We start from the raw sequence: 24,496 nt of genomic DNA, 5'->3' as shown, positions 1-24,496 counted from the left end.
GCTTCATACATTCATAACGAGATGGAAATGAATATGCATAAAATTTTAACAGACATTGAGCTACAGCGAAAGATTTATTTATTTCAAAAGGCAGTCGAAGAACACGCTGAAATGCGCTCACTTCCGACTGCTCAGTCTGTAGTAGTTGCAAAGGCTGAACTATGGGCATTTATACAAGGGGCAAGCGCATGAGCATTGATGCAACGAATTGGGCATGGCGTGCTGATGTTAAAACTGCTCCTCGTCGTGTTGTTCTGCTAAGCCTTGCTGATCGTGCTGGGGATGATCATAAGTGTTTCCCAAGCATCTCAAGATTATCTAAAGATACCTGTCTTGATCGCAAAACTGTGATGAAGGCTTTGGATGATTTGCAAAAATTAGGATTCATTTTTCACACAGGTGAAGTGCGTGGAAAAGGTGTAAAAGTTTATCAATTGGTCGGTGTTTATGGTCGCCACGATGAACCGCAAAACATCCCAAGCGATACCAAAAACGGTACTGGTGAAGATGATTCTAACAGTACCAAAAACGGTACACCAGACCAATCAACCAGTACCAAAAATGGGATAGGTGAAGAGGGTAACCAGTACCAAATTTCCCATCAACCAGTACCAAATTTCCCATTTTGCAGTACCAAAAACGGTACACAGAATCTCTCAGGGAATCTCCCAATGAATCTCTCTTGTCAACACGAGTGGATTCCAAATCAAAATCAGTTGATCGGAGTTCTTCAGCAAAAGGGTCATGGTCAAAATCTAAAATTCATTTTTGGATTACCAAGTTTTGAATTTGAGCTTGGAGCATTCAACGCTCATTTCGATGGTCAAGTTTTGTCTGATGCCAAAAAACTTTACAAGTTTGCAAATTGGATTTCTGACAAATTTGAACGTCATGTGAAATTACACCCTGAGTACATCGAAGTTTCTCAACCTGAACAATCACAGCAAGCACCAAGCACAGAATTCAAAGGCGTACGCAAATCATTCAAGGGGATGGACCAATGATTGAATTATTTTCTATCCCTGTTGAACAAGCGATTTTGTCTACTGTGATCGGTACTGAGCAGGGCATGGACGAGTACATTGAGCAGATAGATTCAAGTGATTTCTACGCAGCTCAACATCAAATTATTTGGTCTCATGTGAAATCACAGTTTGTGAAAGGCGAAGCGTATGACCAGGTGATGATTTGGGAATTAATTCGTGCTAATGCGGTTGAAGTCAATGCGGTTGATGAAAAATTCATTCTCAACTTGATGGGGTGTTACTGCCCTCATTCACTTTTACCAACACACCTTAAAAAACTTAAAGATTTTGCAACTCGTAGAAAAATTCAGGATGTGAGTAAGCAAATCGGTACAGTTGCTTTGGATATGGTTTCGTACACATCGGAAACCGCTTTAAATCGCGCACAGGCTCTAGTCAGTGGCTTAGAAACAGGTACGGTGGGCAATCGCCTTAAACATGCTCATGAATTCTCTAAGGACGCAATTAAGGAGTTTTTAGAGCGACATACAGCTTTGCATAACAACACGGCTTTTGATGGTGGTATTCGTACTGGATTCTGTGAGTTGGATAACAAACTGGGTGAAGTTGGCAAAGGTGATTTAGTCATCATCGGCGCTCGTCCAAGCATGGGTAAAACAACGCTCGCTCAGAACTTTGCAGCAGACATGATGGTCAACCAAGGATTACCAGTTTTGTTCGTATCAATCGAGATGTCAGGCAAGCAGATTGCACAGCGAATGATTAGTGGAATTGGTCAAATTGAGTTGCGAAAAGTTTTAAGTGGTAAGGCTCAAATTGAGGACTGTGGAAAGATCAATACTGCCGCAATGATCTTAGAAAAAGCACCTTTGATGATTGATGACAATGCTCGTTCAACGACTTCAACAATCCGTAGATCAGCACGAAAAGTGCAAGCTGAATATGGAAAAGTCGGGGCGATATTTGTTGATTATATCCAGCGTGTAACTCCACTCACTAAAAATAATTATGGTCGCTCTGACAAAGATATTGGCGAGATTTCAGGGGAATTGAAAAAGATTGCTCGTGATTTTGAATGCCCAGTATTTGCTTTGGCTCAATTGAATCGGAACCTTGAAAACAGACCGAACAAACGTCCAGTAAATGCCGATTTAAAAGAGTCGGGTGATTTAGAACAGGATGCAGACATCATTATGTTTATCTACCGTGATGAGGTTTACAACAAGGAATCCAAAGAGGCTGGAACGGCTGAAATCATTATTGGTAAAGCACGTAATGGTTCAACTGGGACAGTGAAATTAGCAACCGACTTAGCTCGCTCAACATTTGCAGATTTAAGTCCTAAATATTACGCAATGATGCAAGGGGAGTCGGTATGAATGCGGTTGAGTTTGTGAAAAAACATGGTTGGGAAGAAGCCAAGAAATTCTTGAATTTACCAAGTTACACGATAGACCAATTATTAATGCTCCAGTCTGGTCTAAATTGCAATGAATTGCAAAAACTAGTCGAGAGCTGGGAGTTGGTGAAATCAAAAGGAGGCATTAAATCTGCAAAAAAAGAAGCAGATTGTCTATTTGATAATGATATTGAAGGTCGTGCATTTGAAATTTACAAAGCCATTGAAGACGTGGAAAGCGTAGGGGAATCAGCATGAACACTATGGCAAATCAACAACTATTTGGTCTTGCTGAAAATAGGACAGATGTTTGGGCAACCCCTCAAGATTTTTTCAACAAGTTAAATGCAGTTTTTAACTTTGATCTCGATGTATGTGCTTTAGCTGAAAACGCAAAGTGTGAGCGATTCTTTAGTCCAGAGCAGAACGGTTTAAAGCAAGAATGGACTGGAACATGCTGGATGAATCCGCCATACGGTCGTGAAATTATTGAATGGGTTGCCAAGGCTGCATACACAGCAGAGCAAGGGCACACAGTTGTGGCTTTAGTTCCTGTGCGCACTGATGCACGTTGGTTTCAAGATTATTGTTTGGGTCGTGAAATTCACTTTATTCGTGGTCGTTTGAAGTTTGGAGGTTCCAAGTCAAATGCACCATTCGGCTGTTGTGTTGTGGTTTTTCGTCCGAGTCTAAATGATGTCGAGTGGGAAAGCGTAGGGGGTGGGGTGTGAGAAAAACCAAACAAAAACTATCAGCTACTTGGGAAATCATTAGCACTGCTGAATATGTTGATTCGCTTGATCGTGATGTGATTGACGATGATTTGAAGTTGATCTATCAAGGTTCATTTGTTCCTTTGCTTTTGAGTCATCGAGTTGAGCGTAAACAGATTTGGAAGGTCGCAATTAAAACAACCGCCAAAGCTGACGATGGAACACTTCATGAGCATGAAATGGAGTGGCAGTTCAACAAGCCAATGAGCATCAAAGAAGTGATCAATGGTGCTAAGCACATCAAGGTTGAACAGGGTGGAATTAAGGTGCGCTGGTCTGGTGTTTCTAAGCAATGGCTTGATGCTGTTGATCATGACTTAAAAGACTTAACCGCTGTAAGTGCATGGGCTACAGCCTCATGTGTGGGAATGGTGGAGGATTTAAACCCTGCTGCTGTTTTGTTCAATCGCTTAAATCAAATGGTGGCACTATGACAACTATAAACAACCTGACGATTGAGCAGATGAGAGAGATTGTGGATGGGGCGCCTGATTGGGCAATTTGGTGGTGTGTGGAGAAGAAGAAGTTTCTTGATTTTATTCCATGCTCTAAGTGTTTGGTTATTGAAGACCTCCGCACCGCCATTGCAAAACATGACGAAGATCATTGCAATCATGAATGGAATGACATGACGAGCAATGGTGATAAGTATAGAAGCTTAGTATGCAAACACTGCGATAGCACTAAGAACTATCTACCACTTGATGAAGACCACGTCACAGACATTCGCAATCACGTTAGCCCGAGTACGAAGGTGGTGGATTTATGAGTCTAAGTATCAAAGAAATTAGAGCTAACAAGCCAAATGGTACAACCCATTTCAGAACACCTCATTCTCGTAATTGTACAAATTACTATCGAGTTGAACCGCTTACTAAAGCTGTTTTGTATTGGAGTAACAAAGATGTTGGTTTTTGGATTAGAACAGATTTAACGATTGAAAAATTGGCTGATCTTGGAGCCATGCCGATTGATTATGTGCCAATTGATTGGGTTAGAGTTTTGGAGGCAGAACGTCATGGATAAGTTTAAAGAATGGTTTGCAAGCCAAGATTTCTACACAAACATGCTCTTTATTCATGGTGATGGCTTGTTTGTCAAAGATGGCGATGTTTATCGGGTGTTGCCAGTTCAAATGACTTGGGAGGTGTGGCAATCCCGACAGACTGAGGTTGAAGAGAAAGAAAAACGGATTACTGAACTGGAAAAGTCTGAATTTGCGTTAGCCAAAGTTAAGCAAATACTAAATAAGCACATTAAGACAAGGCTTTTAGAGTCAATCATTGTGCGTGAATTAATTGATTTGTTATTTAGCAACAAGGGGAGAGGCAACAATGCAAATTACTAAACCCCTCATCATCGGCATTGATCCAGACCTTGAAAAATCGGGGGTGGCTGTCTTAGGACAGTCATTCGAGCTGAAAAATTTAACCTTTGCTGAAACTGTTGAACTATTCCGCAGTCACCAGGATCAGATCAAGAAAGTGGTGATCGAGGCAGGTTGGATGAATAAAAAATCAAATCTACATAGTCGTATTGGTCAATCTAAGCGCGCAGGTGAGCGAATTGCTAAGAATGTAGGTGAGAACCAAGCGACAGGCAAATTACTTGTAGAAATGGCGAAATCTTTCGGTTTAGCAGTGGTTGAAGTAAGACCAACCAAAACCAAAAAGAATTCAGAAGAATTTAATCGCATTACTGGCTGGCAAGGTAGAACGAATCAAGAGCAGCGTGATGCAGGTATGTTGATTTGGGGGATGGGTTAATGCAATGGATCTTAGCTTTCTTCCTGTTCATTTTCATGATGGGAGTGAAAATATCTGATGGTGCGGTACTGGATTGGGTTTTCTTTATCGTTGTAGTGGGCATGTTTTTAGCAGCAATAGTGGCAGTACGAGTATTAGGTTAAGGGGCAATTATGAACGCAATAGCAGAGAAGTTTGAACAATTCGAGTGGTTGACTCATGGCATCACTGCTAAGTCACCGCAATTCGGTAGTGATGTACAGGGTACAGGAGAGAAACCATTGGATTATCAAGATCGCTTGGGTGCTATTGCGTCAATGGAAACCCAGTTAGAGAAGTCGATTACTTCGGTGATCATCTTTGGACAAAACAGTAAGAGTGATTTTGAGTTTGTACAGAATCATTTGGCAAAAATCATGATTGCAAATGCATTGAGTGATAAGCGTCGAGAACCAGAAGGGATTCAATTAGATTATTTGGCAGTGTTGATTGCTCGAATGGTAATTGATTTCTCTATTGATCCAGAACTTGAGAATAACTTCACGGCACAAGGTCGGTTGTATTATGCAGGGATTCGTACACATCAAATGTCAGTCGATCAGTATCGCAAGACATGGAAACAATACGAAAATATGATGGTTATTGCTTTGGAAACCTCTATTAAATGTGCTTCAGAAGCCATTGAAAAGTACAGAAAAAATACTTACAAAGATTTGAAAGCATAGGGATTCCATTATATCGGAAACTAAGGTATAGTTTTTCTATACTGGTCGTAATACGGTTCATCCGAGACCAAACAAGGTTCTTAGTTGGTAAGTTGGCTTTAACACCAGCCCCAACGCTTGGAAGCTTGGATTTTTGTTCGCTGTTCAGTATCTTTGTATTCCTTGCTGGTTGGTTCTTTTCGTTAAGAGCCATTCGAAACACCCTTAAAAAGTTTAGAGGAGAAGAATAATGATCAATTTTAATTGGAAGAGAGCGTGGAGAGTGTTGAGTGTGTTGTGGAGTGCAAAAAGCCTTACGTGATCGTGTGAACAAAGTATCTAAGTGGAAGAGCAGAATGGCCGCTCTGAGGTGAAAATCCTCCTCTCCACACCAAATTTTTTAAAGCCCACTTAAAAGTGGGCTTTTTACATTTCAGACCAATCAAAAGTGCTAAACTCCCACCGATAAATAGGAAAACACATGAATATTTGCGTTGGTGGCGAACAGAACGGTCAAGTTGTAGAGAAAAGTCCAAATGATTACTTTCAGCAGTCAATTGTTATTGGTGAAAAGACATATAAGTTTTGGTTTTCAGATAAAGTAAGTTTTCATGATGCGTTTGTCGAGGCTGAAAAGCTGGCAAGGCTGGGGTGAAATAAAGGGCGCTTAGGCGTCTTTTTTTTGCGCCATTGGTTTTAATGAATATGATAATATTATTAAACTTATGTAAAAATTAGAAATTAAAGATATGAATAATTTTATATGCTTTTCAACTTGGGTGGAAACAAATTCCGGCCAAATACAAATTTTAATTGGTATCTTAGCTTTTTTAGTTGCGGTAGTTGCACTATTAAAAATCTTGGATCAAATTAAAATTTCAAACAATCAAACACTATTAACAATTCGACAAATGGATAATTTCAACAAAGAAAGATTGTTTGATTTGAGACTTAAGTTAACTGGGCGAATAGGCGAGCATTTTAAAACAATAAATGCTCTTGCGGATGCCAATAATGGTGTTAGTCTTAAGTTACATGTTTTTTTAATTGAAATAGAAAATAATCACAAAGGCAGCTTAGATGCTATGAGGAGTGTTGCAGAAACTCATAGATCGCAAATAAAAGCTTATTGGGATTTAATTGGAGATAAATCTAAAAAAACAAATGAGCTCCAAAAAAGCTTAAATAATGATATGGATATTGAGTTTATTGAAAGTGTTCTTCTGGAGGTTGAACAAAATCAGATTATTTATAATTCTATGTGGGATGGTATAAAAAATATTGAAAAATCTATTGATGATTTTTGGTTGCCACTTAAAACTGGTGATGTAATGGAAGCTGAGAAAATTAAATACAAATTAAATTGAGTTATTGTTTGAGTTTCTCTAACCACCTCAACGGTGGTTTTTTATTGGAGGTATCTATGCTCCGAATCAAACAAATCTTCTGCCGTCACGTGTGGGAATATTCAGATTTCTTTACAGTGAGAGAGTGTCGGAAGTGTGGGAAGGTGGTTCAGGCTTAGTTCGCTATGCACACTTTTTATTATTTAATAACAATATGTTGTAATTTTACGCTCAGCCATTTGGTTGTTTGAATGTGGTATTATTAATCCTTACAAATAAGTAAGGTTAGTACAAATGCAAAAGAAATTAATTTTATGCTTAGGTGGTCCACTTGATGGAACTAAAATTGAATTTTCAGGAATTAAATTCAATCCTAACGAGTTAGATGAAGACAATATGTATTTTCTTGAGCGTGGAGTGGATGCGTATGGGACTTCTTTAGAAAATTACATATGGAATGGCGAATTTTCTTTATTTGAAAATTTTCTTAATTCTAGATTTCGTCAAATGTAAATTCACCTCTAACAACCCCTTTTTTAAGGGGTTTTATTTTGTCTTGGAGAAAGTCATGCGTTTAGGTCGAATTGTATTAGCAGCATTGGGTATGAGCGCAGCGTTTGCCGAACCTATTAAAAGACATGCCAGTGATTGGGATTCAATCAAGTGGCGAGAGCCAGTAAAAGGCAAATCAAAACCCAACAAGGTATCTCAAGCCAAAAGACGTAAATATAAACGTCAAGGTCGGTTGTGATGGATAGAACCGAAGCACTAAGCAATCTCAAGCGATATGAATCTGAGATCAGTAAATATCAAAGCCTATCTCGTGGTCTTATGACTCGTGATGAAATGATTGTTATTGATCGAAAGATTAGTCAGTTAAAAGAAAGAACTAAAGCAATTAGAAGTATGTTAAGTGTGGAAACATTATAATCCTTTGTTGTATTATTCAAAAATAATATCAATTGAACAAAATCATGAAATTTATATTCATAATTATTTCGGTTGTAAGCATAAGTGCTTGCGTAACTTTTCCTAAAAACTCAGTAGAACTTGAGTCGAAAAGTAAATTTAGATACGAATTCAACATTAACCGAGACTTGCCTAAAGTTGAAGAAAGTTTTGATACTTATATGAGTAAATGTCATGACAGCAAGAAACAACTGACAGTCTATCTTAATCACGCTCGAATAGGCCCTGAAATGGGGTTTGATAAAATTAAGGAAGATGGCCGAGTAAAATATTCTACATATTATGGTGGCGAGTTATCATCAAAGAAATACATTTGGAGTTTTGATTTATCTATTGATGGTGTTAATGATAATGTAACTAATGTGAAAATAGTTACATTTACTAAATTATGGGAAAGCCCATTGAATAATTTAAAAAAAATAGCCAATGGTGAAAGTAATTCTTGTTAGTTTTATAAATTGAATGCTTATCAACCTCCTTCGGGAGGTTTTTTATTGGAGATTCCTTTATGGAAGATATAGAACTTCCGAAAGGGAGTGAGCCACTAGCAAATCAGCAACATGAAAATTTAGCTCAAGCCTATGTTGAGACTGCAAATAAGAAGAAAGCAGGTGAAAAGGCAGGCTATACGGATAAATCAAATGCATTCCGAGCCATTTTAAGACCAGATGTTCAAGAGCGTATTAAGTTTCTACAAGAAGAACGTGCGGAAGAGCTTGGGATTGATGCTTATTATGTTCTTAAGAATCTAAAGTCTATTGCCGAGCGGTGTATGCAAGGTGAGCAAGTAACTGATCGTGATGGTAGTCCTGTATTTATTCAGGGACCCGATGAAGAATATGCAGCGCTCTATAAATTCGATCAAGCAGGTGCGAATAAATCCCTTGAGATGATTGGTAAACATCTTGGTATGTTTAAAGAAGAAGTGAAGTTGACGGGTAATTTAAAGATTCAAGCGCCAACTTTTAACATTGTTGGAGTTAAGCCAGATGGAGATAAAGATACCGTTTAAGCTGACTCCAGCTTTCGAGAATTTAAATACTTGTCAATATGATGCAATTGTTTGGGAAGGTGGGCGTGGTGGTGCAAAATCTGAAGCACTGGCACACATCGGAATTTTAGAATCGTATATTGATGATGGGGTGATTCTTTGTTGCCGCGAGATTCAGAAATCAATTGATGATTCAATCTATTCGATGTTGGTTGCCAAAATTTCTCAGCTTGGCTTAGATGAGCAATTTAAAATTCTCAAAGATGAAATTACCAACCTAATAACTGGTGCACGCTTCATTTTTGCGGGATTGAAGTCAAATATCACAAGCATAAAGTCAATTACGAAATTACGTGTTGTGCTTGTGGATGAAGCTGAAAATGTGAGTCAAAACTCATGGGATATTGTTAGACCAACGCCTCGTTATGGAAAGGTTAGAATTTATGTAGTGTTTAACCCGAAATTTGAAACTGACCCAACTTGGCAAGAGTTTGTAGCTAAAAAAGATAATCGAACTCTACATATTAGTATTGGTTGGCGTGACAATCCTTGGTTTCCTGAATCTTTAAACAATCAGCGTTTACGTGATGCTAGAGGTGATGCAGGTCGTTATGAGTGGATATGGGGTGGGAAGTTTTTAAAGCTTTCCGAGGCGTCAATATTCGGCAAAAAGCTTAGACAGCGTGAATTTGAAGTTGATGAAAGTTTTGGCGATCCAATGTTGGGCGTGGATTGGGGATTTAGTACAGATCCAGTTGCGACAATTGAAGCTTATGTAAAAGGACGCACTCTATACATTCGAAATGCAGCAAGTAGAGTGGGGTTGGAGTTGGATGATACTGCTGCTTGGCTTTATCGACACATACCCAAACTCAAAACCAATACATCAAGAGCAGATAACTCTAGACCCGAAACAATCAGCAAGGTTCAAAAGGATAAAGAATGTCCACTACCGTTGTTGAAAGCGTGTGTGAAGTGGTCAGGCTCAGTTGAGGATGGTGTGGTTTACATTCAATCTTTTGATGAAATTGTTGTTCATCCTGATGCTGATAATTGCTATGCAGAATTAATGGCTTACAGCTACAAAAAAGATAATTTCGATGAAATCACTACGGAAATCTTAGATAAAGACAACCACTATGCGGATGCATTGAGATATGCCTTGGAACCTTACATAGCAGTTAAACATGTTCAGAAAGTCAAAACTCGAAGAATTCGAGGGATGGCTTAAACAGTTTGCACCTTCGGGTGTTTTTTTATTGGTAATAATATGGCAGTTACAGATCAACATCCGCAGTACGCAGCGGTCAAAAAGAGTTGGCAATTGATGCGGGATTCAAGCTCTGTTGCTGGCGAAGAAACTATAAAAGAGGCTACAACCAAGTATCTACCAAAGTCAGCAGGTCAAATCGAAGCTGAAAAACAAAGTCCACTTGGTAAAGAAATTTATAATGGATATCTGCAGCGAGCTCAATATCCATTGTGGGTCCAAGATTCTTTGCGGACCATGATTGGCTTAGTTTCTAAACTTACTCCTGAAATTCAGATCAAAAGTAATTTGATGAAGCATTTAGAAGAAAATGCAACAAATGATGGATTCGGATTAAAGCAGTTATTCATTCGAATAGTTGAGCAGATTATTGAATTTGGCCGTTGTGGGCTTTACATCGATGTAGATGGTGATGGAAAACCTTATTTTGCTCTGTATGACGCACTGTCTATCATCAACTGGAAGGAAAACAGTGTTGAAGGACGTAAAGACACCACATTGGTTGTTTTAGAAGAACAACATAGTTCAGGTGATGATAAGTTTAGCCATAGTACAAAGACAGTTCAGCGTTCTTTAGAATTGAATGATGGTAATTTTGAAGTGTTCCTACATGATGGTGGGAAAACTGAAGAAAAAACACCAAAAATTGGAAACAATAATCTAGGTTTTATTACATTTGTTTTTATAGGTGCAACAAACAATTCTTCAAATATTGGATCAATTCCATTGTTATCGATGGCAAAGGCAGCAATTAAGTATTATCAATTATCTGCTGACTATTTTCAATCACTTCATCATACGGCTCATCCGCAACCATGGATTACTGGCCTATCGGATGATGATGAAATCAGTGTTACTGGTGTAATGGCAGTTTGGGATTTACCTCAGGGTGCTGAGTGTGGATATTTAGAGATCGAAGGCGTAGGAATTGATAAAACCAAAGCTGAAATGGATTCTCAAAAGAATGCTGCATTAGAAGCAGGTGCAAAGGTTATTGATACCAATACCCAAGAATCAGGTGAAGCACGTCGAGCAAGACAAGATGATCAGCATGCAAGCTTACACAGCATTGTGACTTGTGCTGCAGAGGGTATAGAACAGGCATTAAAGTACGCAGCTCAATGGCTTGGTCTGAATCCCAATGATTATGTGTTTACGGTTAAGCCTGAATTTTCCAATCAATCCTATGACATTAACCTAGCTAAGCAACTTTATGAAGGTGCTTTGGCTGGTAAAAACTCGTTCTCAACTTATTGGGACTACATTGCTACTGGCAAACTTCCTGAAGGTGGATATCAAGAAGAATTGCTTAAGGTTGAACAAGAAACTGAAGGCACACTAAATATGGGTTAGACGATGAACAACTCGATTCAAGAACAAGCTTTTCTCAATGCATTTATTCAGCATCAAACTTATTTGCACCGGGCATCGAGTCAAACTGTTAATGAAATGTGGCAGCTTTTAAGCAATCAATCAAATGAAATGGTTGTGAGACTTCGTGATTTGCTGGAAGAATTAAGCGATCAAGAGAAAATAGCCTTATCTGGTGCACAATACACAACACCAGAGCTCAAAGAAGTACGCAGCCTTATTGATGAATGGTTCCTAAGCTTGTGTGTCGCGCTGCCTGAAACATTTGCAATTACAGCAACGGCATTCGCAGTTTACGAGTCCATATGGTTATCCAAGGCGCTAAATAACCCAGTAAAAGAGCCTGATGGCAAAAAGTTGTATACAAAGATCAAGCATAAACCTTTAACTGGTGGCGCTTTAGTTGATAGCTTACTTGAAAATATTGCCACTACAGCTCGCCAAAAAGTTGAATATGCGATTCGAGATGGAATTAATTCAGGTCAAACGAATCACGAAATTGTTAAGCGTATTCGTGGTTATGACAAAACCATAGATGGAAAGAAAGTTCATTTTGACGGCTTGATTGATCAATCTTTTAAGGATGTTGATCGAGTTGTTAGAACTGCACGAAGCCATGTGTCGAATCAATCTTATGAGTCTACTTGGGATGCTTTAGGTTTTGAATTCTACAAGTTTTTCAGTGTGCTTGATGGCAGGACATCAATGCTATGTGCGTCATTAGATCAAACTACATGGCAAAAGGGTGATCCAAATATTAGACGACCACCTTTACATCCTCATTGTAGATCAACTTTGCTTGGCGTGGATGCAGATGGGAAGATTGCAGGATTACGACCATTTGTAGCTGATAATCGAGCAGTTAAGGATATTCCGAAAGATCAACGTGATGGCAAGATAGGTCAAGTTGATGCCAATACATCATATAAAAATTGGTTTAAGCGACAAGATGAAACCTTTCAGCGTAACTGGCTCGGCAAGACTCGATATGAGCTGTATAAGTCTGGCCAGTATCCATTGGATAAATTCATTGATCCATTAAGTGGTAAGCCTTTTACCATTGCAGAGCTTAAGAAAGTGGATGAAGACACATTTAAGGAGTTGGGATTGTGAAAGTAATTAGTCGAGGCACACCATCTGAATTGCAAACCTATACAGCATCATGTGGTAAATGTCACTCAGTACTTGAATTTCAAAAGAATGAAACTCGGGTAATGATTGATCGGAATGAAACAATGTATGTATTAAGTTGCCCTGTATGTCGTAATGATATTTGGATTGCATCACAGGCATTAAGACCAGTAATGCAAGGCACGGATTTTCGAGACAAGCCATACAATCCGAAGTAAATCAAATTCAAATCACAGCACCCAATCGGGTGCTTTTTTATTGCCTTGAGACAAGGTTTAACACAATCAAACGAGAGGTTTGAAAAATGGCTTTACCATTTGTAGTTGATTCATTAGATGCAATTAAAGAAGAGCATAAAGCACTTTATGTCGAAGTGGACGGGAAGTTTCGCTTAGATTTAGATGGTTATGAAGACCCTAAAGGGCTTAAATCTGCACTTCAAAGCGAGCGTGATGCTGCGAAAATTGCAAAACAAGAATTAAAGACTTTGCAAGATCAATTTAAAGGAATTGATCCCGAGAAAACACGACAATTGCTTGAAAAGCTTAGTCTTGATGAGGACTCGCGCCTGATTGCCGAGGGCAAGATTGATGAAGTCATTCAAAAGCGAACTGAAAAAATGAAGCAGGATCATGACAGACAATTGCAGGCTGAAACTGAGCGAGCAAATAAAGCGGAAGCATATGCAAACCAGTTTAAACAGTCGGTAGTGAAAGGCCAGATCGCACAAGCATTCAGTGGTGTAGGTGGTTTAGCGGAAGCTACAGATGATGTTACGGCCTTGGCTTTATCTCAGTTTGCTTTAGATGAAAAAGGCAATGCTGTGATGATCGATGCCAATGGCGAAACAATCATTGGGAAAGATGGCTCAACCCCATTAAGCCCTAAAGAATGGGTCGAAAGCCTGCGTGAAACCAAGTCTTATTTCTTTCCTAAAGCGCAAGGTTCTGGTGCACCAGGTTCAGGAACATCAACTAAAAAATGGTCTGACTATACAGAATCAGAACGTGCAGCAATTGCGCGTGAAAATCCAAACGCATTTCAACAGTTATTAAAAACTAAGGAAAACTAATTTATGCCAGCTACTCGTATTGCGGATATTTTTGTTGGGGATTACTACCAAACATTAGATCCAGTGAACTCACCTGAAAAAACGGCAGTTTATCAATCAGGTATTGTTACCAAAAACCCAGCTTTGAGTGATATTGCAAATAATGGTCAAGGCACTTCAACAATTTCTTATTGGCAAGATCTTGATGCCAATGAAGAGGCAAACGTCTCTACAGACGATCCGGATCAAAAAGGGAAAGTGGGCAAAGCATCGCAAGGCAAAATGCAAGCTCGAACCCTTTATCTGAACAAACCTTATGGCGTGTCAGATTTAACGACTGAGCTTGCCAATAGCGAACCAATGCAACACATTCGAAACCGTTATGGTAAGTATTGGGAGCGCCAATGGCAGCGTTATTTATTGGGTGCTGCGCGTGGTGTGATTGCATCTAACCTTGCAAATAACTCTGGCGACATGGTTATTGATGCAGGTGCAACGATGACTGCTACGGCAATGCAGGATGCAGCATTTACCGCTGGTGATGCAGCTGATCAGTTTGCTGCAATTGGTGTGCACTCTGTTGTTATGAAGCAGATGGTGCAAAAAGACTTGATTGAGTATGTGAAAGACTCTCAAGGGAACATCATCTTAACCACCTACCTTGGTAAACCAATCTTTATGGATGATGGTCTTACTTATGGCGCAAACCAGTACCTTTCAATGTTCTTTGGTACGGGTGCCTTCGGTTATGGTGAGGGCACTCCAACCAATCCAGTCGAAGTTCAGCGTGATGCCTTAGGTGGTAACGGTGGTGGTTCTGAAATCATCGTGGAGCGTAAGACTTACATCTTGCAGCCTGCTGGATTCTCTTGGAAAGGTGAAGAGGATCAAAATAAAACCCCAACAATTGCTCAGTATGCAAATGCTGCAAATTGGGAACGTGTCTTTGATCGTAAACTTGTGCCTTTTGCTGCGGTAATCTCAGGTACACCTTAATAAACTTGGCGGCTTCGGTCGCCTTTGTTTTGGAGAATAAAGTGAAAGTAATTTATACAAATACAATTCCTGAAAATCAACAACCAAATGCTTGCTACCGAACTTCATTTCTGGGTGTTATTTCTGCTGCAACTTCGGTTGAAGTGGATGATGAGTTCCCGAATGCTGAAGCAGTAAAACAAGCCTATGCGTTCTTAAATGCTCAGGCTCAATCAGTTCAAGTTAATGTGGGCATCACCCCAGAATTACAGGCTGTTGTTGATGAAGCAAAAGCTGAGTGTGAAAAAGTAGTTGCAGAACGTGATGAAGCTTTAGACCAGCTTAAAACATCAAAAGGTGAATTTATTGCATTCCAAAATGATATTGAAGCAATGAAAGCCCGTATCACCGAATTGGAAGCAAACGCCGATAAAACGGATGAAGAAAAACCGAAAACAACCAAAGCAAAATAGGTGAGTTATGAGTTTTGTCACTGAATCAGAAGTTGAGCAAGCGCTTGGGGATACTTGGAACAACCAAAGTGAAAGTGACAAGGCTCAACTTCTCAAGAAAAGTCGGGCATATTTAATCGCTCGAAACGTCAAAGATTATGAAAATGTTGACGATGTGCCACAGGATTTAAAGGATGCGTCCTTTGAGATCATTAAAGGCATTATTAATAAAAAACTCTATATTGATAAAGACCAAGAGCTTAAATCTAAGCGAGTCAAAGCAGACAGTGTTGAAAGTGAAAAGGTATACCAAGATGGCTCCAAATCAATAAATGCAGTAGAACAATACATTTTGGATTTGATTAAGCCTTATACCAAAAAGTCACGTGTTCAAATGGTAAGGAAACTGTGATGGGATTGAGAGATGAACTACAAACCGACATTGCAGAGGCATTTGATACCGATTTAGCTGACACCATCACTACTTTCACTTGCTCCAAAGAAATCCAATCTGGTGATTTTGACTTTGAAACACAGACTTATCCAATGGTGACTGTTGAGCAATACTCTGGACGTGGCGTATTTGGCTCATATAAGCGAGATTTGGTAAAGCCTATTGATTATCAAGTTGAAGATGTAAAAGCTACTGTGCTTCAAAATGAAGTAACTGGTGTGCCTCAGATAGATGATGTTTGGGTGGCAGGTGGTCAATTCAAAGTTTTGAGTGTAGGCAAAGACCCAAGTGAAAGTATTTTGGTTTGTCAGTTGCGGAAAATTTAAGGTTGACATAAATGAGGTTTATGCTATTGATAAGGTCAAAATTTAATGTATTTTATTACTAGCATGGGGGTTCATCATGGAAAAATTTAATAATATTTGTGCTGTGTATGATGGGAGTATATTAAGTAAAATAAAAATAATAAAATTACTTTCAAAACTCAATTCATTAGATATTTATAAATTTAGAGAACATGTTGAGAGTTTATTAATAAAATCAATTAATGAGGATTTTGAAACGACAAAACAAAAAATTGAAAATTTTTTTCAAAATTTCATTAAGTCTGACGGTGATTCATTAGAGTTATATATGGAAACCTCTTTGGTTCTTAGCCTTTATTACCAAAGTACCAATAGAAGTCAAATAAAAGAATGGGGGCTATCTATATATTTTAAAGATTTAATTGATAAAAAAGAATACATCCTGTCTGTAGAAATTATGAGTTTATTAAAGTTTCAAAAATTAAAGGAAACATCTATTTTAAAAACAAGAACTGAAGTGTCTCAACCTAATTTTAATAAAAAAGATATGGTTAAAGATATTGAATATATCATTAAATTATTGGACATAACTAAAGAGTCAATCAGTATAGATAGTCTTTCACTTAAGTTGAGTGAAAAATTAGAAAATATAAAAATAACACCTGATATGTTTGATCACGTTTTAAAATTGATTATGAAGGAAAATGGCATTTGGTTATAAATACAAACCCACCTTGGTGGGTTTTTTAATGGGTGAAATATGAGTTGGAACGGATTAAGACCATCACAATTCACACTCCAAGTATTACGTGATGGCTCAGAACTACAAAGAAAAATCACTGCTGCAATGCTTCAAGGTGTTGTGCTTAAAAGTCCAGTCGATACAGGGGCTTTCAGAGGTAATCATCGAGTTTCAATTGGTAGTGTGGATTACACCAAAGACTTTCAGAAAAAAGATACTTCAGGCACCACAACCATTGCAGATGGAATGGCTAAGGTACTGAGCGTTCAATTAGGGATGAGAGTCTTCATTAGTAATAATCTGCCTTATGCAGTTGCTCTAGAGAATGGACATTCTGGGCAAGCACCACTAGGAATTTATTCAATCACTTTCCAGTCAGTTACGAGTAGATATAAATGATGACTTTATCAGAGGCTGAATTGGCGATATACAAGCGAATAGGTCAATTTAGTGGTGTGGAAAAAACAAATCTTCGTATTGAAAATCAGAAAACTCCAGATGGCAAACCATTTGATCCACCATCAAATAAACTTTGGTGCAAAGTTTATATTCAGTATGGCGATAGTTTGATTGCAGGTATTGGAAATGAACCCTGTATTCGAGATATAGGCACTATTTCAATTCAATGCTTTGCACCAAAGAATTCAGGCACGATTGAAATGACAAATCTATGTGTTAAATGGCGTGACTTTTTACAATCCTTTGGTGTTTCCACTCTTGAAGTATATAAAGTGCATGCGCCACAAGATATGGATGATGACAATTTTTATGCAAAAATTTTGAGAGCAGAATTTCGAGTGAATTAGCGTATGAATATTAAAATAATCTTACTAGTAGGTTCATGCATGCTTACGCAATGTGTAGCCGCTGTAGAGATTAAACGTGAAAAGTTCTGTAATAATTTTCGGGATGTAGCTTTTGCAGTTATGCATAAAAGGCAAATTGGCGTACCTATGGAAGTTGTTAAGAGTGCAGCTAAGGATGGAACTAATACGCGCTTCATACCAGTTTTAAACCGAATGATTGATTATGTTTATACAACTGATGTTGCAGCTAATGAACCATCAAGGAATGAACTAAGTTATCAATATGCTCAAAATGAATTTAAAGCCTGCCTAGATGGAGACATACCTGAATTTAAAGAAATTGAAGACGAATAACCTTGAAACATAAGGGTTTAACTTTATCCACCTCCTTAAAGGAGGTTTTTTTATGCCTAAATTAAGGAGAACTTAATGAGTTCTGGAGCCAAACAATTAACCCGAATTGGTTTTGAAGCATCGCCTGGTATGATTTCAACAACCTGGAATACATTTGCATTTACCACTAATGGTTTAGATGCATCAGCACAAACCACCGAATCACAAACGATCAAAGATTCACGAATTGCAGCTGGTACTTTAGTGACTGGTATAGAAGTGCAAGGCGATATTGAATCTGAATGGGCTTATGGCATTCAAGATGGAATCTTAGAGCTAATTGCCTTCAATGCTTGGAATAGCAACGTTTTAACATTTGGGGGTACTACTCGAAAAACGCTTTCGATTATTCGCGGCTTTAGTGATATCGATAACTTCCAAGTTTTCACTGGTTGCCACATTAACCAATGGACTTTATCAATTCCTGATAGTGGCATTGTGACTTCTAAATTCGCAATTATGGGAATGAAGCGCACAGCTTATGAGGTTGCACCGACTGGTACGGTAACACCTGCAGTGGATGCAGTACCTTTAACTAGTCTATCTACCGGCGACATTCTTATTGATGGTGAAAAGAAACCAGGAATGTGCATCACTCAGATTGAATTAACCATTGATAATACAATGCAAATTCAGAAGTGCTTAGACTATGAAAATAATATTGCTGCAATCTTAGAAACAATCATGAAAGGCAGTGGTAACTTTACAATTGCATGGTCCAAAAACACTGCAGAACTTTATGAAAAACAATTCTTAAATGAGCCGATCGGCCTTGAATATTCATTGAAAGATACTGCAGGTAATAAATACACACTCAAACTACCTAAGGTTCAAGTATCTGCGCCTTTGCCAAGTGGTGGTGCTGGTGATGTATTAACTACTCAGTTTTCATTCACGGTCGCGGATGTTGCACCGACTCTTACACGTATTCCTGTAGTTGTGGGGCCTTAATCATGTTAATTGAAATTGAAGAACAGAAGACCATTGAATACGTTCAAGAATGGTTTGATTTTAAAGATGGCGTGAAATTACTCATTGCGAGTATTGATAAGCCATCGTTTCAACGTTCACTTGAACTTAATGGGATTCAAGCCGAGCAAGAGCTTGCAGGCATTAAGGCAGTAACAGATGAAGGAGCGGTTAAGGCCAAATTAGGTTTTAACCGTGCTGTATCACATCTGTTGCTAGGATGGGTTGGGCTAGTAGGTAAGGATAAGAAGCCGATCGAATACAGCGCGCAAAATGCAGAGCTGATTTGTACAAGCTCAAAGCAATCACTTGAAATTATTGTCTTCATCATGGAAAAGGCTAAGGTGATCCATAACTCTAAGACTGAAGAGATTGTCGATGAAGTGGGAAAGTCCTCAAGCACTACGAACAAAGAAACATCAAATGGTGCGAAGAAAAAACCGCAGAAGTCTACCAAAAGCTCGGCATAAAACCACCTGAGCGTTTAGAGCCAAGTTACACCGCAAACCATATCATTAAAGCCTTTAATCTAATTTCAAAGGCTCGACGCTTTATTGCCTTTCCACAGGGTGGTGGGTTCTATGACTCACTCACTCTTGCTGATATCAAAAGTTATTTTGATGTGTACGGTTGTGACTTGGATCGAGGGCTTTTTGTTGAGTGTATTTTTGCACTGGATGGGAAGCGCTTGAGTGAAGTGAATAAGTCATAAGCGCTATCAAATCAAAACTTCTAACAAAATTTAATTAGAGGTGCACGTATAAGAGAGAACAATATTCGTATGGTTTTCTTTATTCCAAAACAAAACCCCGAGAGTTCACAGCTCTTGGGGTTTTTGTTTCCAACCCACAATGCACACTTGAGGATTAGAACATATATGAATTATACCCCCAAAAACCAATTAAAGGTAGACGGAAAAATGAGCGAATTAGGTGCTGATAAAGCTAGTAACAAATTAGCAACTGCCGCAATTATTGCATCAGTATTATTTGGAATCGCGGCAGTGATTGCTGCCATACGCTGGTGGTAATAAACATGATCATCAAACCATAAAGCCGATCTTTTAAAAGGTCGGTTTTTTATTGTCCGCAATGCGCCCTTAGGCGCTTTTTTTACGCCTAAAGGAAAAGCCATGGCTGAACAACGCAGCACACTCATTATTGAAATTAGCTCAGAACAAGCAGCACGTAATGCACGTGCTTTAGATCGAGAGCTACAAAGTATCGAACGCACTGGTAATTACGCAACTACTTCAATGAACTCTATGTCAGTGGCAGCACGTCAGTTGGCAGGGTATTTGGCAGGGGTTGTGACTGTTGGTACTGCGATCGCTAAGATGGATACTTATACTGGTTTAAATAACAAACTTAAATTAGTCACTAAAAGCCAATCTGAACTCAATACTGCAATGAACGATACCTTCAAAATCGCTCAAAACACTGCACAAGCATGGGATTCGGTTGCACAGATCTATCAACGTTTTTCCGACAATGCACAGCGCTTAAACATTACTCAAGCCAAAACTGCTGAACTAACTGATACCGTTGCTAAAGCAATCGCAATTAGTGGTGGTTCAGCTGCTTCGGCCGAGGCTGCATTAGTTCAATTTTCACAAGCTTTGGCTTCCAATGTTCTACGCGGAGAAGAGCTTAACTCTGTTATGGAGCAAGCGCCTGGACTTGCAAAGGCAATTGCTCAAGGTATGGGAATCACAGTAGGTCAATTACGTTCAGTTGCTGCAGAAGGAAAGATTACAGGTGATGTACTTGTTGACGCTTTAACAAAAGCACGTGGCTCAGTAAATGAACTATTTGGCAAAACAGATTTCACTATTGCTCAGTCATTTACTCAATTATCCAATGCCGTTACTAAATTTGTAGGCGAGGCAGGTAAAGGAAGTGGGGCAGCATCTGCAATTTCGAGTTCTTTAAGTTCTCTTGCAAACAACCTAGATACAGTAACAAACATTGCCATGATCGGTGGCGCATACTGGTTAGGAACCTACATTCCAGCACTTTATAAAAGTGTGGCTGCTCAACAAACAAGAATTACAACACTTGTCTCAGAAGTTCGAGCTGAGCAATTAGCAAATGAAATCACGGCTCAAAGAACAGCACGTATTGCACATTTATCCACTATAGAGTTGGCGAATGCTGAAGCTCAATTAGCTCGTATGACAGGTATGGCACGAATAGCATATCTAGAGAAAACAGTTTTGCCGTTAAGACAGGCGAACACAGCCGCACTTCAAGCAGATACTATTGCTCAAAATGCTAATAACGCATCTAAATCCCTAGCTACTCGTGCAGGAACATCGCTAATTGGGGTTCTTGGTGGTCCAGTCGGTTTGGGTTTAACTGTTGCTGCGGTTGGCGCATCTATGCTCTTAATGGGGGATAATACTGAATCAGCTACGAATTCCCTTGAAAATCAAAAAAATACTGTTTCCGAATTAACTGCTGAATATGGAAAATTATCAACAGCCAAACTTGTTTCTGAAATGGATGAAATTGATAAAAGAGTAAGCGCTGCTGAATCTAAAATTTCAAAGTCCAAAAATGGTCTTTTGGGGATGGTTGCAGGAAATTCTGATTCTATAAGCAATGAAGAAATTAAGCGCCAAAATCTAATACTTGATCAGCTTAAAAAGATCGAAAAGGAAGGATTAAGCACTGCATCGGCATTACAGGCAATTGATGCTTCCAAACTATTTACTGATGGTGAAATTAAACAGGCTCAAAAATTCTTTGCAAAAATGGAAGAGGGTAACAATGAGCTTGCGCGTGGAACTGCTCAACGTCAATTAGCAAATAGCGCCCTAGATAAAGCTTCAGGCATCTATGAGAACCTTGCTAAAGAAAGCAGCAATCTCACTCTTGAGCAAGAAAGATTAACGTCTAGTCTAGAATCGGCTAAAAGTGGCTTTAGCTTTGTGTCTGATTCATTATTGCAGAGCGCTGCGAATGCTGGCGTGTCTAAGGATGGTATTGAGCAGCTAAAAAAATCTATAAATGCTTATAGTGCTGGCGCTTTATCAGCAACTGCTTTACTTAAGGAGTTTCAAAAATATATTCCAATCAAAGAGTCTGATCTGAAATCATATTTGCAAATAGCAAATAATGTCGAAGCACAGCAAAAAGCCTTAACTCTTAATGAAATCCAACTGAAGAAAAACAAGTCTATTCAAGATGGCTTAAATAAATCTCTTAGTGACTCAAACGTTACTGGAGCGAATTTCAATAAAGTTTTAGAAGATGGTACTAAAAAAGCTGTTGCTACTTCAGAGAGTGTTAAAGGATTAAGTGTTGAGATTCAGAAATTCATTAATCAGTCTTTAAGTGATATCTCTACTAATAGTGAAATATTAGCTTTAAGAGCAAAAGGCATTTCAAAAGAAGTTGCTGAGAATTATGTCAAGCTAAAAGAGGCACAAGGTTTACTTGGTAAAAATCAGCCTATAGATACAGGCGCCTTTAGTTTAATGATGGCGGATCTTTCAATTAAGCAAAAGATCAAAGATTTAGATGATCTACAAGCTAAATCCGAAAAAGATCGAACTAAAGAGCTTGAGAAGCAGCTTAAAGTCTTACAGGTCAACGAAAAAGTTAAGGCTAATGCTGCTAAATATGGCTTTGAAAATATAGAGTCAAAATACGCTATTTTGCCAGGGCTGCTTTCAGGCATTCATATGCAGGAATCACGAGGTAATGCTAATGCCATTGGTCCTATGACCAAGTATGGTACTGCAAAAGGTGGATTTCAATTTCTTGATGATACAGCTAAGCGTTTCAAATTGACTGGAGGCGATGTATTTGATTTGGGTAAATCAGCAGAAGCGGCCGCTAAATATCTGCAAATTCTCTACAAAAAATTCGGCTCTTGGGATAAGGCTATTTCAGCTTACCACGCTGGCGAAGGCAATGTAGATAAAGGCACAAACATTGGACCAGTAAACCGTCAATATGTTCAAAATGTAAAAGGATATATTGCAGGAACAAATGGTTTTGATGGCTCAACTAAAGACTTTGATAATTCTATCAATGATTTGGTTAAGTTCTTGCAAGCCAAGCAAGATATTGAACTGCAATATTCAAGTGGTGAAATTCAACGAAAAACTGAACATGAGAAAAAATTAGCAGATATTCAATCTTATTTTACAGGTGAAGCTTTGGCTAAATTTGAACAAAAAGAGAATGAACGATTTGCAAATGAAAATCGACTTGCAGAACTTCAATTTGATTTACAGGTTAATGGATGGAAGTGGACAAATGAGCAGCGAATTCAAAATGAAATTGACACTCAAAAAGTAACTATTTCTTTAAACAAAGAATATTCTGATATTCAAAAACAGATTGCTAAAGAGGAGGTTGATGAAAAATTTGCGTATGAACTTGAAAAGTCAAAACTTGCTAAAAATCAGCGTTTACTTCAAGCAACTGAATTTTACATGTCAGAGCTTCAACTAGCTAAGGCTAGATATGACATAGAAAAAAAGCTTATTGCTCAGAGCAATGAAGACCCAAAAGAAAAAGCTTTTAAATCGCAGATGCTTGAACTTCAAAATCAAGTTGATATGAATCGGCGTTTAAAAGATGCCTCTATGGGATGGGATTCTGTTCAATCCCAAATGAATGGATCTACTGGTCGATACCAAGTTAACCAAGATAGATTCAGCAGAATGGGCGCATCGCAAAATCTATTCGATACACAGATTGCAGATGTTGAAAACCAAGAGCAAGAACCAGGCGCTGATTTACAAAAATTAGCAGAGGTTCGTGAACAAATTTGGGCTGCACATAATCAGCGAATGATTGATATTGAAAATCAGTATCAAACCGATTCCTTGAATCTGCAATTAACTCAAGCTCAGCAGTTAACCGGTTCATTTGCAAATATGTTTAAAGGTATTCTTGGTGAAAGTTCAGGTGCATATAAAACAATGTTTGCTATGCAGCAGGGTTTTGCACTTACTCAAGCTGGTATGAATTTATGGTCATCTGTTTCTGATGCTTATGCTAAAGAACCAGGTACTGTATGGCAGAAAGTAGCCGCAGGTGCTAAAGCTGCTTTGGATCAGGGCACTTTCTTAGCAATGATCCAAGCTATTACACCTCAAGGTTTTGCAACTGGCGGACACATCACAGGCAAAGGCACTGGAACGAGTGATGATATTCCAATCATGGCATCCAATGGCGAGTTTATGATGAAGGCTTCAGCTGTTTCCAAACTTGGTTTATCCGCTTTAAATTACATGAATCAGACGGGTGAGATACCATTTCAGCGTGAATATCTTGGCATGAAATCTCACCATTTAGGTTCTACTCAACCAGATTTAAATGCTCAAAAATTCAAAAATGGAGGGCTAGTGGGAGTTTCACGAATTAGTGGTGATGATGTTGATAGAAGGCAGTTTCAATCTATTCAGCATAATTCCCCACGGAGCAGTGAACCCAATATTATCATCCAAGTAAGTATTACTGATTCTGGTGTTAATACTTCAGGTGGTAATACTCAGGATCAGCGACAGTTTGCTCAGGTTGTTGGTAATGCTGTACGAGCTGTGATTATTCAAGAGAAGCGTCAAGGCGGTTTGTTGTCAAAATAAGAATAGCCACTTCGGTGGCTCTATTCAAAATGTAATCAATTTGTTAAATTAGGTAAATA

Annotated in this window: 35 protein-coding genes and 1 pseudogene; 35 read left to right on the top strand and 1 reads right to left on the bottom strand. The window is 38.6% G+C overall.

What is annotated here, in order from left to right; all coding sequences use genetic code 11:
- The first annotated feature begins 33 nt into the window (after positions 1 to 33).
- The 34 genes and pseudogenes from MTO68_RS15415 to MTO68_RS15250 all read left to right on the top strand — a co-directional run bounded on the left by MTO68_RS15415 (position 34) and on the right by MTO68_RS15250 (position 19,302).
- Positions 34 to 192, top strand: a complete 159-nt coding sequence (locus MTO68_RS15415) for a hypothetical protein (RefSeq protein WP_244016018.1) — start codon at positions 34 to 36, stop codon at positions 190 to 192.
- Positions 189 to 1,004 (top strand): helix-turn-helix domain-containing protein, encoded by an 816-nt coding sequence (locus MTO68_RS15410; RefSeq protein WP_244013272.1) that lies wholly within the window; start codon positions 189 to 191, stop codon positions 1,002 to 1,004. The genes MTO68_RS15415 and MTO68_RS15410 overlap by 4 nt, the downstream gene beginning before the upstream one ends.
- Entirely contained in the window at positions 1,001 to 2,365 is a 1,365-nt protein-coding gene (locus tag MTO68_RS15405) for a replicative DNA helicase (protein ID WP_244013271.1), read from the top strand. Before MTO68_RS15410 ends, MTO68_RS15405 begins: the two co-directional genes overlap by 4 nt.
- Positions 2,362 to 2,643: a hypothetical protein gene (locus tag MTO68_RS15400; RefSeq protein ID WP_244013270.1), complete on the top strand. Its 282-nt coding sequence runs from the start codon at positions 2,362 to 2,364 to the stop codon at positions 2,641 to 2,643. The genes MTO68_RS15405 and MTO68_RS15400 overlap by 4 nt, the downstream gene beginning before the upstream one ends.
- Positions 2,640 to 3,116 carry a phage N-6-adenine-methyltransferase gene (locus MTO68_RS15395; protein ID WP_244013268.1) on the top strand — a complete coding sequence of 159 codons (477 nt, stop codon included), beginning with the start codon at positions 2,640 to 2,642 and terminating at the stop codon, positions 3,114 to 3,116. The genes MTO68_RS15400 and MTO68_RS15395 overlap by 4 nt, the downstream gene beginning before the upstream one ends.
- Positions 3,113 to 3,592, top strand: coding sequence for a hypothetical protein (locus MTO68_RS15390; protein WP_244013266.1), 480 nt, complete (start codon positions 3,113 to 3,115; stop codon positions 3,590 to 3,592). Before MTO68_RS15395 ends, MTO68_RS15390 begins: the two co-directional genes overlap by 4 nt.
- Entirely contained in the window at positions 3,589 to 3,927 is a 339-nt protein-coding gene (locus tag MTO68_RS15385; RefSeq protein ID WP_244013264.1) for a hypothetical protein, read from the top strand. The genes MTO68_RS15390 and MTO68_RS15385 overlap by 4 nt, the downstream gene beginning before the upstream one ends.
- Positions 3,924 to 4,184 (top strand): hypothetical protein, encoded by a 261-nt coding sequence (locus tag MTO68_RS15380; protein WP_239046283.1) that lies wholly within the window; start codon positions 3,924 to 3,926, stop codon positions 4,182 to 4,184. The genes MTO68_RS15385 and MTO68_RS15380 overlap by 4 nt, the downstream gene beginning before the upstream one ends.
- Entirely contained in the window at positions 4,177 to 4,506 is a 330-nt protein-coding gene (locus MTO68_RS15375) for a hypothetical protein (protein ID WP_244013263.1), read from the top strand. The genes MTO68_RS15380 and MTO68_RS15375 overlap by 8 nt, the downstream gene beginning before the upstream one ends.
- Positions 4,493 to 4,924, top strand: coding sequence for a hypothetical protein (locus tag MTO68_RS15370; protein WP_244013262.1), 432 nt, complete (start codon positions 4,493 to 4,495; stop codon positions 4,922 to 4,924). Before MTO68_RS15375 ends, MTO68_RS15370 begins: the two co-directional genes overlap by 14 nt.
- Positions 4,924 to 5,067, top strand: a complete 144-nt coding sequence (locus MTO68_RS15365) for a hypothetical protein (protein ID WP_244013260.1) — start codon at positions 4,924 to 4,926, stop codon at positions 5,065 to 5,067. The genes MTO68_RS15370 and MTO68_RS15365 overlap by 1 nt, the downstream gene beginning before the upstream one ends.
- A gap of 9 nt (positions 5,068 to 5,076) precedes the next feature.
- On the top strand, positions 5,077 to 5,628 hold the full coding sequence (locus MTO68_RS15360; RefSeq protein WP_244013258.1) for a hypothetical protein: 552 nt from the start codon (positions 5,077 to 5,079) through the stop codon (positions 5,626 to 5,628).
- Positions 5,629 to 6,088: 460 nt separating this feature from the next.
- A complete protein-coding gene (locus MTO68_RS15355; protein ID WP_244013256.1) occupies positions 6,089 to 6,262 on the top strand; it encodes a hypothetical protein in 174 nt (57 codons plus the stop codon).
- A 94-nt stretch (positions 6,263 to 6,356) separates the two neighbouring features.
- On the top strand, positions 6,357 to 6,974 hold the full coding sequence (locus MTO68_RS15350) for a hypothetical protein (protein ID WP_244013254.1): 618 nt from the start codon (positions 6,357 to 6,359) through the stop codon (positions 6,972 to 6,974).
- 273 nt (positions 6,975 to 7,247) lie between these two features.
- Positions 7,248 to 7,466: a hypothetical protein gene (locus MTO68_RS15345; protein ID WP_244013252.1), complete on the top strand. Its 219-nt coding sequence runs from the start codon at positions 7,248 to 7,250 to the stop codon at positions 7,464 to 7,466.
- 55 nt (positions 7,467 to 7,521) lie between these two features.
- Positions 7,522 to 7,704 carry a hypothetical protein gene (locus tag MTO68_RS15340; RefSeq protein WP_244013250.1) on the top strand — a complete coding sequence of 61 codons (183 nt, stop codon included), beginning with the start codon at positions 7,522 to 7,524 and terminating at the stop codon, positions 7,702 to 7,704.
- A complete protein-coding gene (locus MTO68_RS15335) occupies positions 7,704 to 7,883 on the top strand; it encodes a hypothetical protein (RefSeq protein WP_244013248.1) in 180 nt (59 codons plus the stop codon). The genes MTO68_RS15340 and MTO68_RS15335 overlap by 1 nt, the downstream gene beginning before the upstream one ends.
- Positions 7,884 to 7,927: 44 nt before the next feature.
- Positions 7,928 to 8,371, top strand: a complete 444-nt coding sequence (locus MTO68_RS15330; RefSeq protein ID WP_244013246.1) for a hypothetical protein — start codon at positions 7,928 to 7,930, stop codon at positions 8,369 to 8,371.
- A 59-nt stretch (positions 8,372 to 8,430) separates the two neighbouring features.
- Positions 8,431 to 8,934 (top strand): terminase small subunit, encoded by a 504-nt coding sequence (locus MTO68_RS15325; protein ID WP_244013244.1) that lies wholly within the window; start codon positions 8,431 to 8,433, stop codon positions 8,932 to 8,934.
- Positions 8,912 to 10,144, top strand: coding sequence for a PBSX family phage terminase large subunit (locus tag MTO68_RS15320; protein ID WP_244013242.1), 1,233 nt, complete (start codon positions 8,912 to 8,914; stop codon positions 10,142 to 10,144). The genes MTO68_RS15325 and MTO68_RS15320 overlap by 23 nt, the downstream gene beginning before the upstream one ends.
- Positions 10,145 to 10,183: 39 nt before the next feature.
- Positions 10,184 to 11,536 carry a DUF4055 domain-containing protein gene (locus MTO68_RS15315; protein ID WP_244013240.1) on the top strand — a complete coding sequence of 451 codons (1,353 nt, stop codon included), beginning with the start codon at positions 10,184 to 10,186 and terminating at the stop codon, positions 11,534 to 11,536.
- A 3-nt stretch (positions 11,537 to 11,539) separates the two neighbouring features.
- A complete protein-coding gene (locus MTO68_RS15310; protein ID WP_244013238.1) occupies positions 11,540 to 12,667 on the top strand; it encodes a minor capsid protein in 1,128 nt (375 codons plus the stop codon).
- Positions 12,664 to 12,903 (top strand): hypothetical protein, encoded by a 240-nt coding sequence (locus MTO68_RS15305; RefSeq protein ID WP_244013236.1) that lies wholly within the window; start codon positions 12,664 to 12,666, stop codon positions 12,901 to 12,903. The genes MTO68_RS15310 and MTO68_RS15305 overlap by 4 nt, the downstream gene beginning before the upstream one ends.
- 86 nt (positions 12,904 to 12,989) lie before the next feature.
- Positions 12,990 to 13,757, top strand: a complete 768-nt coding sequence (locus MTO68_RS15300) for a hypothetical protein (RefSeq protein WP_244013234.1) — start codon at positions 12,990 to 12,992, stop codon at positions 13,755 to 13,757.
- A gap of 3 nt (positions 13,758 to 13,760) precedes the next feature.
- Entirely contained in the window at positions 13,761 to 14,732 is a 972-nt protein-coding gene (locus MTO68_RS15295; RefSeq protein WP_244013232.1) for a major capsid protein, read from the top strand.
- Positions 14,733 to 14,773: 41 nt separating this feature from the next.
- A pseudogene (locus MTO68_RS15290) lies at positions 14,774 to 15,133 on the top strand (hypothetical protein); the annotation flags it as partial.
- A gap of 58 nt (positions 15,134 to 15,191) precedes the next feature.
- Complete coding sequence (locus MTO68_RS15285) at positions 15,192 to 15,575, top strand: hypothetical protein (protein ID WP_244013228.1); 384 nt, start codon at positions 15,192 to 15,194, stop codon at positions 15,573 to 15,575.
- Positions 15,575 to 15,943, top strand: a complete 369-nt coding sequence (locus tag MTO68_RS15280) for a glutamate 5-kinase (protein ID WP_244013226.1) — start codon at positions 15,575 to 15,577, stop codon at positions 15,941 to 15,943. The genes MTO68_RS15285 and MTO68_RS15280 overlap by 1 nt, the downstream gene beginning before the upstream one ends.
- A gap of 76 nt (positions 15,944 to 16,019) precedes the next feature.
- Positions 16,020 to 16,643 carry a hypothetical protein gene (locus MTO68_RS15275; RefSeq protein WP_244013224.1) on the top strand — a complete coding sequence of 208 codons (624 nt, stop codon included), beginning with the start codon at positions 16,020 to 16,022 and terminating at the stop codon, positions 16,641 to 16,643.
- 39 nt (positions 16,644 to 16,682) lie between these two features.
- Positions 16,683 to 17,063: a hypothetical protein gene (locus MTO68_RS15270; protein WP_244013222.1), complete on the top strand. Its 381-nt coding sequence runs from the start codon at positions 16,683 to 16,685 to the stop codon at positions 17,061 to 17,063.
- Positions 17,060 to 17,470, top strand: coding sequence for a hypothetical protein (locus MTO68_RS15265; RefSeq protein ID WP_244013221.1), 411 nt, complete (start codon positions 17,060 to 17,062; stop codon positions 17,468 to 17,470). The genes MTO68_RS15270 and MTO68_RS15265 overlap by 4 nt, the downstream gene beginning before the upstream one ends.
- A gap of 3 nt (positions 17,471 to 17,473) precedes the next feature.
- The gene (locus tag MTO68_RS15260) at positions 17,474 to 17,824 is read left to right on the top strand and encodes a hypothetical protein (RefSeq protein ID WP_244013219.1); all 351 of its coding nucleotides are present in this window, start codon (positions 17,474 to 17,476) and stop codon (positions 17,822 to 17,824) included.
- A gap of 75 nt (positions 17,825 to 17,899) precedes the next feature.
- Positions 17,900 to 18,814 (top strand): phage tail tube protein, encoded by a 915-nt coding sequence (locus tag MTO68_RS15255; protein ID WP_244013217.1) that lies wholly within the window; start codon positions 17,900 to 17,902, stop codon positions 18,812 to 18,814.
- A gap of 2 nt (positions 18,815 to 18,816) precedes the next feature.
- Complete coding sequence (locus MTO68_RS15250) at positions 18,817 to 19,302, top strand: hypothetical protein (RefSeq protein ID WP_244013215.1); 486 nt, start codon at positions 18,817 to 18,819, stop codon at positions 19,300 to 19,302.
- A 412-nt stretch (positions 19,303 to 19,714) separates the two neighbouring features.
- Here the strand turns inward: MTO68_RS15250 and MTO68_RS15245 are convergent, their stop codons facing one another.
- Positions 19,715 to 19,966, bottom strand: coding sequence for a hypothetical protein (locus MTO68_RS15245; protein WP_244013213.1), 252 nt, complete (start codon positions 19,964 to 19,966; stop codon positions 19,715 to 19,717).
- 175 nt (positions 19,967 to 20,141) lie between these two features.
- On the opposite strand from MTO68_RS15245, the gene MTO68_RS15240 reads away from it, so the two are divergent.
- Positions 20,142 to 24,437 (top strand): tape measure protein, encoded by a 4,296-nt coding sequence (locus MTO68_RS15240; protein ID WP_244013211.1) that lies wholly within the window; start codon positions 20,142 to 20,144, stop codon positions 24,435 to 24,437.
- Positions 24,438 to 24,496: the final 59 nt, after the last annotated feature.

It is taken from the genome of Acinetobacter sp. NyZ410, assembly GCF_022828975.1.
GTDB lineage: Bacteria > Pseudomonadota > Gammaproteobacteria > Pseudomonadales > Moraxellaceae > Acinetobacter > Acinetobacter guillouiae.
Note: the sequence above shows the minus strand (reverse complement) of the source record. Positions and strands in the feature narration are given on the sequence as shown.

What these genes read in the sequence shown, in the direction of transcription:
- MTO68_RS15340 (WP_244013250.1), top strand. Translation starts at nt 7,522, where the DNA reads ATGCGTTTAGGTCGAATTGTATTAGCAGCATTGGGTATGAGCGCAGCG.
- MTO68_RS15280 (WP_244013226.1), top strand. Translation starts at nt 15,575, where the DNA reads ATGGGATTGAGAGATGAACTACAAACCGACATTGCAGAGGCATTTGAT.
- MTO68_RS15315 (WP_244013240.1), top strand. Translation starts at nt 10,184, where the DNA reads ATGGCAGTTACAGATCAACATCCGCAGTACGCAGCGGTCAAAAAGAGT.
- MTO68_RS15360 (WP_244013258.1), top strand. Translation starts at nt 5,077, where the DNA reads ATGAACGCAATAGCAGAGAAGTTTGAACAATTCGAGTGGTTGACTCAT.
- MTO68_RS15410 (WP_244013272.1), top strand. Translation starts at nt 189, where the DNA reads ATGAGCATTGATGCAACGAATTGGGCATGGCGTGCTGATGTTAAAACT.
- MTO68_RS15395 (WP_244013268.1), top strand. Translation starts at nt 2,640, where the DNA reads ATGAACACTATGGCAAATCAACAACTATTTGGTCTTGCTGAAAATAGG.
- MTO68_RS15295 (WP_244013232.1), top strand. Translation starts at nt 13,761, where the DNA reads ATGCCAGCTACTCGTATTGCGGATATTTTTGTTGGGGATTACTACCAA.
- MTO68_RS15375 (WP_244013263.1), top strand. Translation starts at nt 4,177, where the DNA reads ATGGATAAGTTTAAAGAATGGTTTGCAAGCCAAGATTTCTACACAAAC.
- MTO68_RS15320 (WP_244013242.1), top strand. Translation starts at nt 8,912, where the DNA reads ATGGAGATAAAGATACCGTTTAAGCTGACTCCAGCTTTCGAGAATTTA.
- MTO68_RS15370 (WP_244013262.1), top strand. Translation starts at nt 4,493, where the DNA reads ATGCAAATTACTAAACCCCTCATCATCGGCATTGATCCAGACCTTGAA.
- MTO68_RS15345 (WP_244013252.1), top strand. Translation starts at nt 7,248, where the DNA reads ATGCAAAAGAAATTAATTTTATGCTTAGGTGGTCCACTTGATGGAACT.
- MTO68_RS15365 (WP_244013260.1), top strand. Translation starts at nt 4,924, where the DNA reads ATGCAATGGATCTTAGCTTTCTTCCTGTTCATTTTCATGATGGGAGTG.
- MTO68_RS15415 (WP_244016018.1), top strand. Translation starts at nt 34, where the DNA reads ATGCATAAAATTTTAACAGACATTGAGCTACAGCGAAAGATTTATTTA.
- MTO68_RS15355 (WP_244013256.1), top strand. Translation starts at nt 6,089, where the DNA reads ATGAATATTTGCGTTGGTGGCGAACAGAACGGTCAAGTTGTAGAGAAA.
- MTO68_RS15255 (WP_244013217.1), top strand. Translation starts at nt 17,900, where the DNA reads ATGAGTTCTGGAGCCAAACAATTAACCCGAATTGGTTTTGAAGCATCG.
- MTO68_RS15300 (WP_244013234.1), top strand. Translation starts at nt 12,990, where the DNA reads ATGGCTTTACCATTTGTAGTTGATTCATTAGATGCAATTAAAGAAGAG.
- MTO68_RS15405 (WP_244013271.1), top strand. Translation starts at nt 1,001, where the DNA reads ATGATTGAATTATTTTCTATCCCTGTTGAACAAGCGATTTTGTCTACT.
- MTO68_RS15350 (WP_244013254.1), top strand. Translation starts at nt 6,357, where the DNA reads ATGAATAATTTTATATGCTTTTCAACTTGGGTGGAAACAAATTCCGGC.
- MTO68_RS15250 (WP_244013215.1), top strand. Translation starts at nt 18,817, where the DNA reads ATGTTAATTGAAATTGAAGAACAGAAGACCATTGAATACGTTCAAGAA.
- MTO68_RS15385 (WP_244013264.1), top strand. Translation starts at nt 3,589, where the DNA reads ATGACAACTATAAACAACCTGACGATTGAGCAGATGAGAGAGATTGTG.
- MTO68_RS15285 (WP_244013228.1), top strand. Translation starts at nt 15,192, where the DNA reads ATGAGTTTTGTCACTGAATCAGAAGTTGAGCAAGCGCTTGGGGATACT.
- MTO68_RS15310 (WP_244013238.1), top strand. Translation starts at nt 11,540, where the DNA reads ATGAACAACTCGATTCAAGAACAAGCTTTTCTCAATGCATTTATTCAG.
- MTO68_RS15330 (WP_244013246.1), top strand. Translation starts at nt 7,928, where the DNA reads ATGAAATTTATATTCATAATTATTTCGGTTGTAAGCATAAGTGCTTGC.
- MTO68_RS15400 (WP_244013270.1), top strand. Translation starts at nt 2,362, where the DNA reads ATGAATGCGGTTGAGTTTGTGAAAAAACATGGTTGGGAAGAAGCCAAG.
- MTO68_RS15380 (WP_239046283.1), top strand. Translation starts at nt 3,924, where the DNA reads ATGAGTCTAAGTATCAAAGAAATTAGAGCTAACAAGCCAAATGGTACA.
- MTO68_RS15325 (WP_244013244.1), top strand. Translation starts at nt 8,431, where the DNA reads ATGGAAGATATAGAACTTCCGAAAGGGAGTGAGCCACTAGCAAATCAG.
- MTO68_RS15245 (WP_244013213.1), bottom strand. Translation starts at nt 19,966, where the DNA reads ATGGCTTTTCCTTTAGGCGTAAAAAAAGCGCCTAAGGGCGCATTGCGG.
- MTO68_RS15260 (WP_244013219.1), top strand. Translation starts at nt 17,474, where the DNA reads ATGAATATTAAAATAATCTTACTAGTAGGTTCATGCATGCTTACGCAA.
- MTO68_RS15275 (WP_244013224.1), top strand. Translation starts at nt 16,020, where the DNA reads ATGGAAAAATTTAATAATATTTGTGCTGTGTATGATGGGAGTATATTA.
- MTO68_RS15265 (WP_244013221.1), top strand. Translation starts at nt 17,060, where the DNA reads ATGATGACTTTATCAGAGGCTGAATTGGCGATATACAAGCGAATAGGT.
- MTO68_RS15270 (WP_244013222.1), top strand. Translation starts at nt 16,683, where the DNA reads ATGAGTTGGAACGGATTAAGACCATCACAATTCACACTCCAAGTATTA.
- MTO68_RS15335 (WP_244013248.1), top strand. Translation starts at nt 7,704, where the DNA reads ATGGATAGAACCGAAGCACTAAGCAATCTCAAGCGATATGAATCTGAG.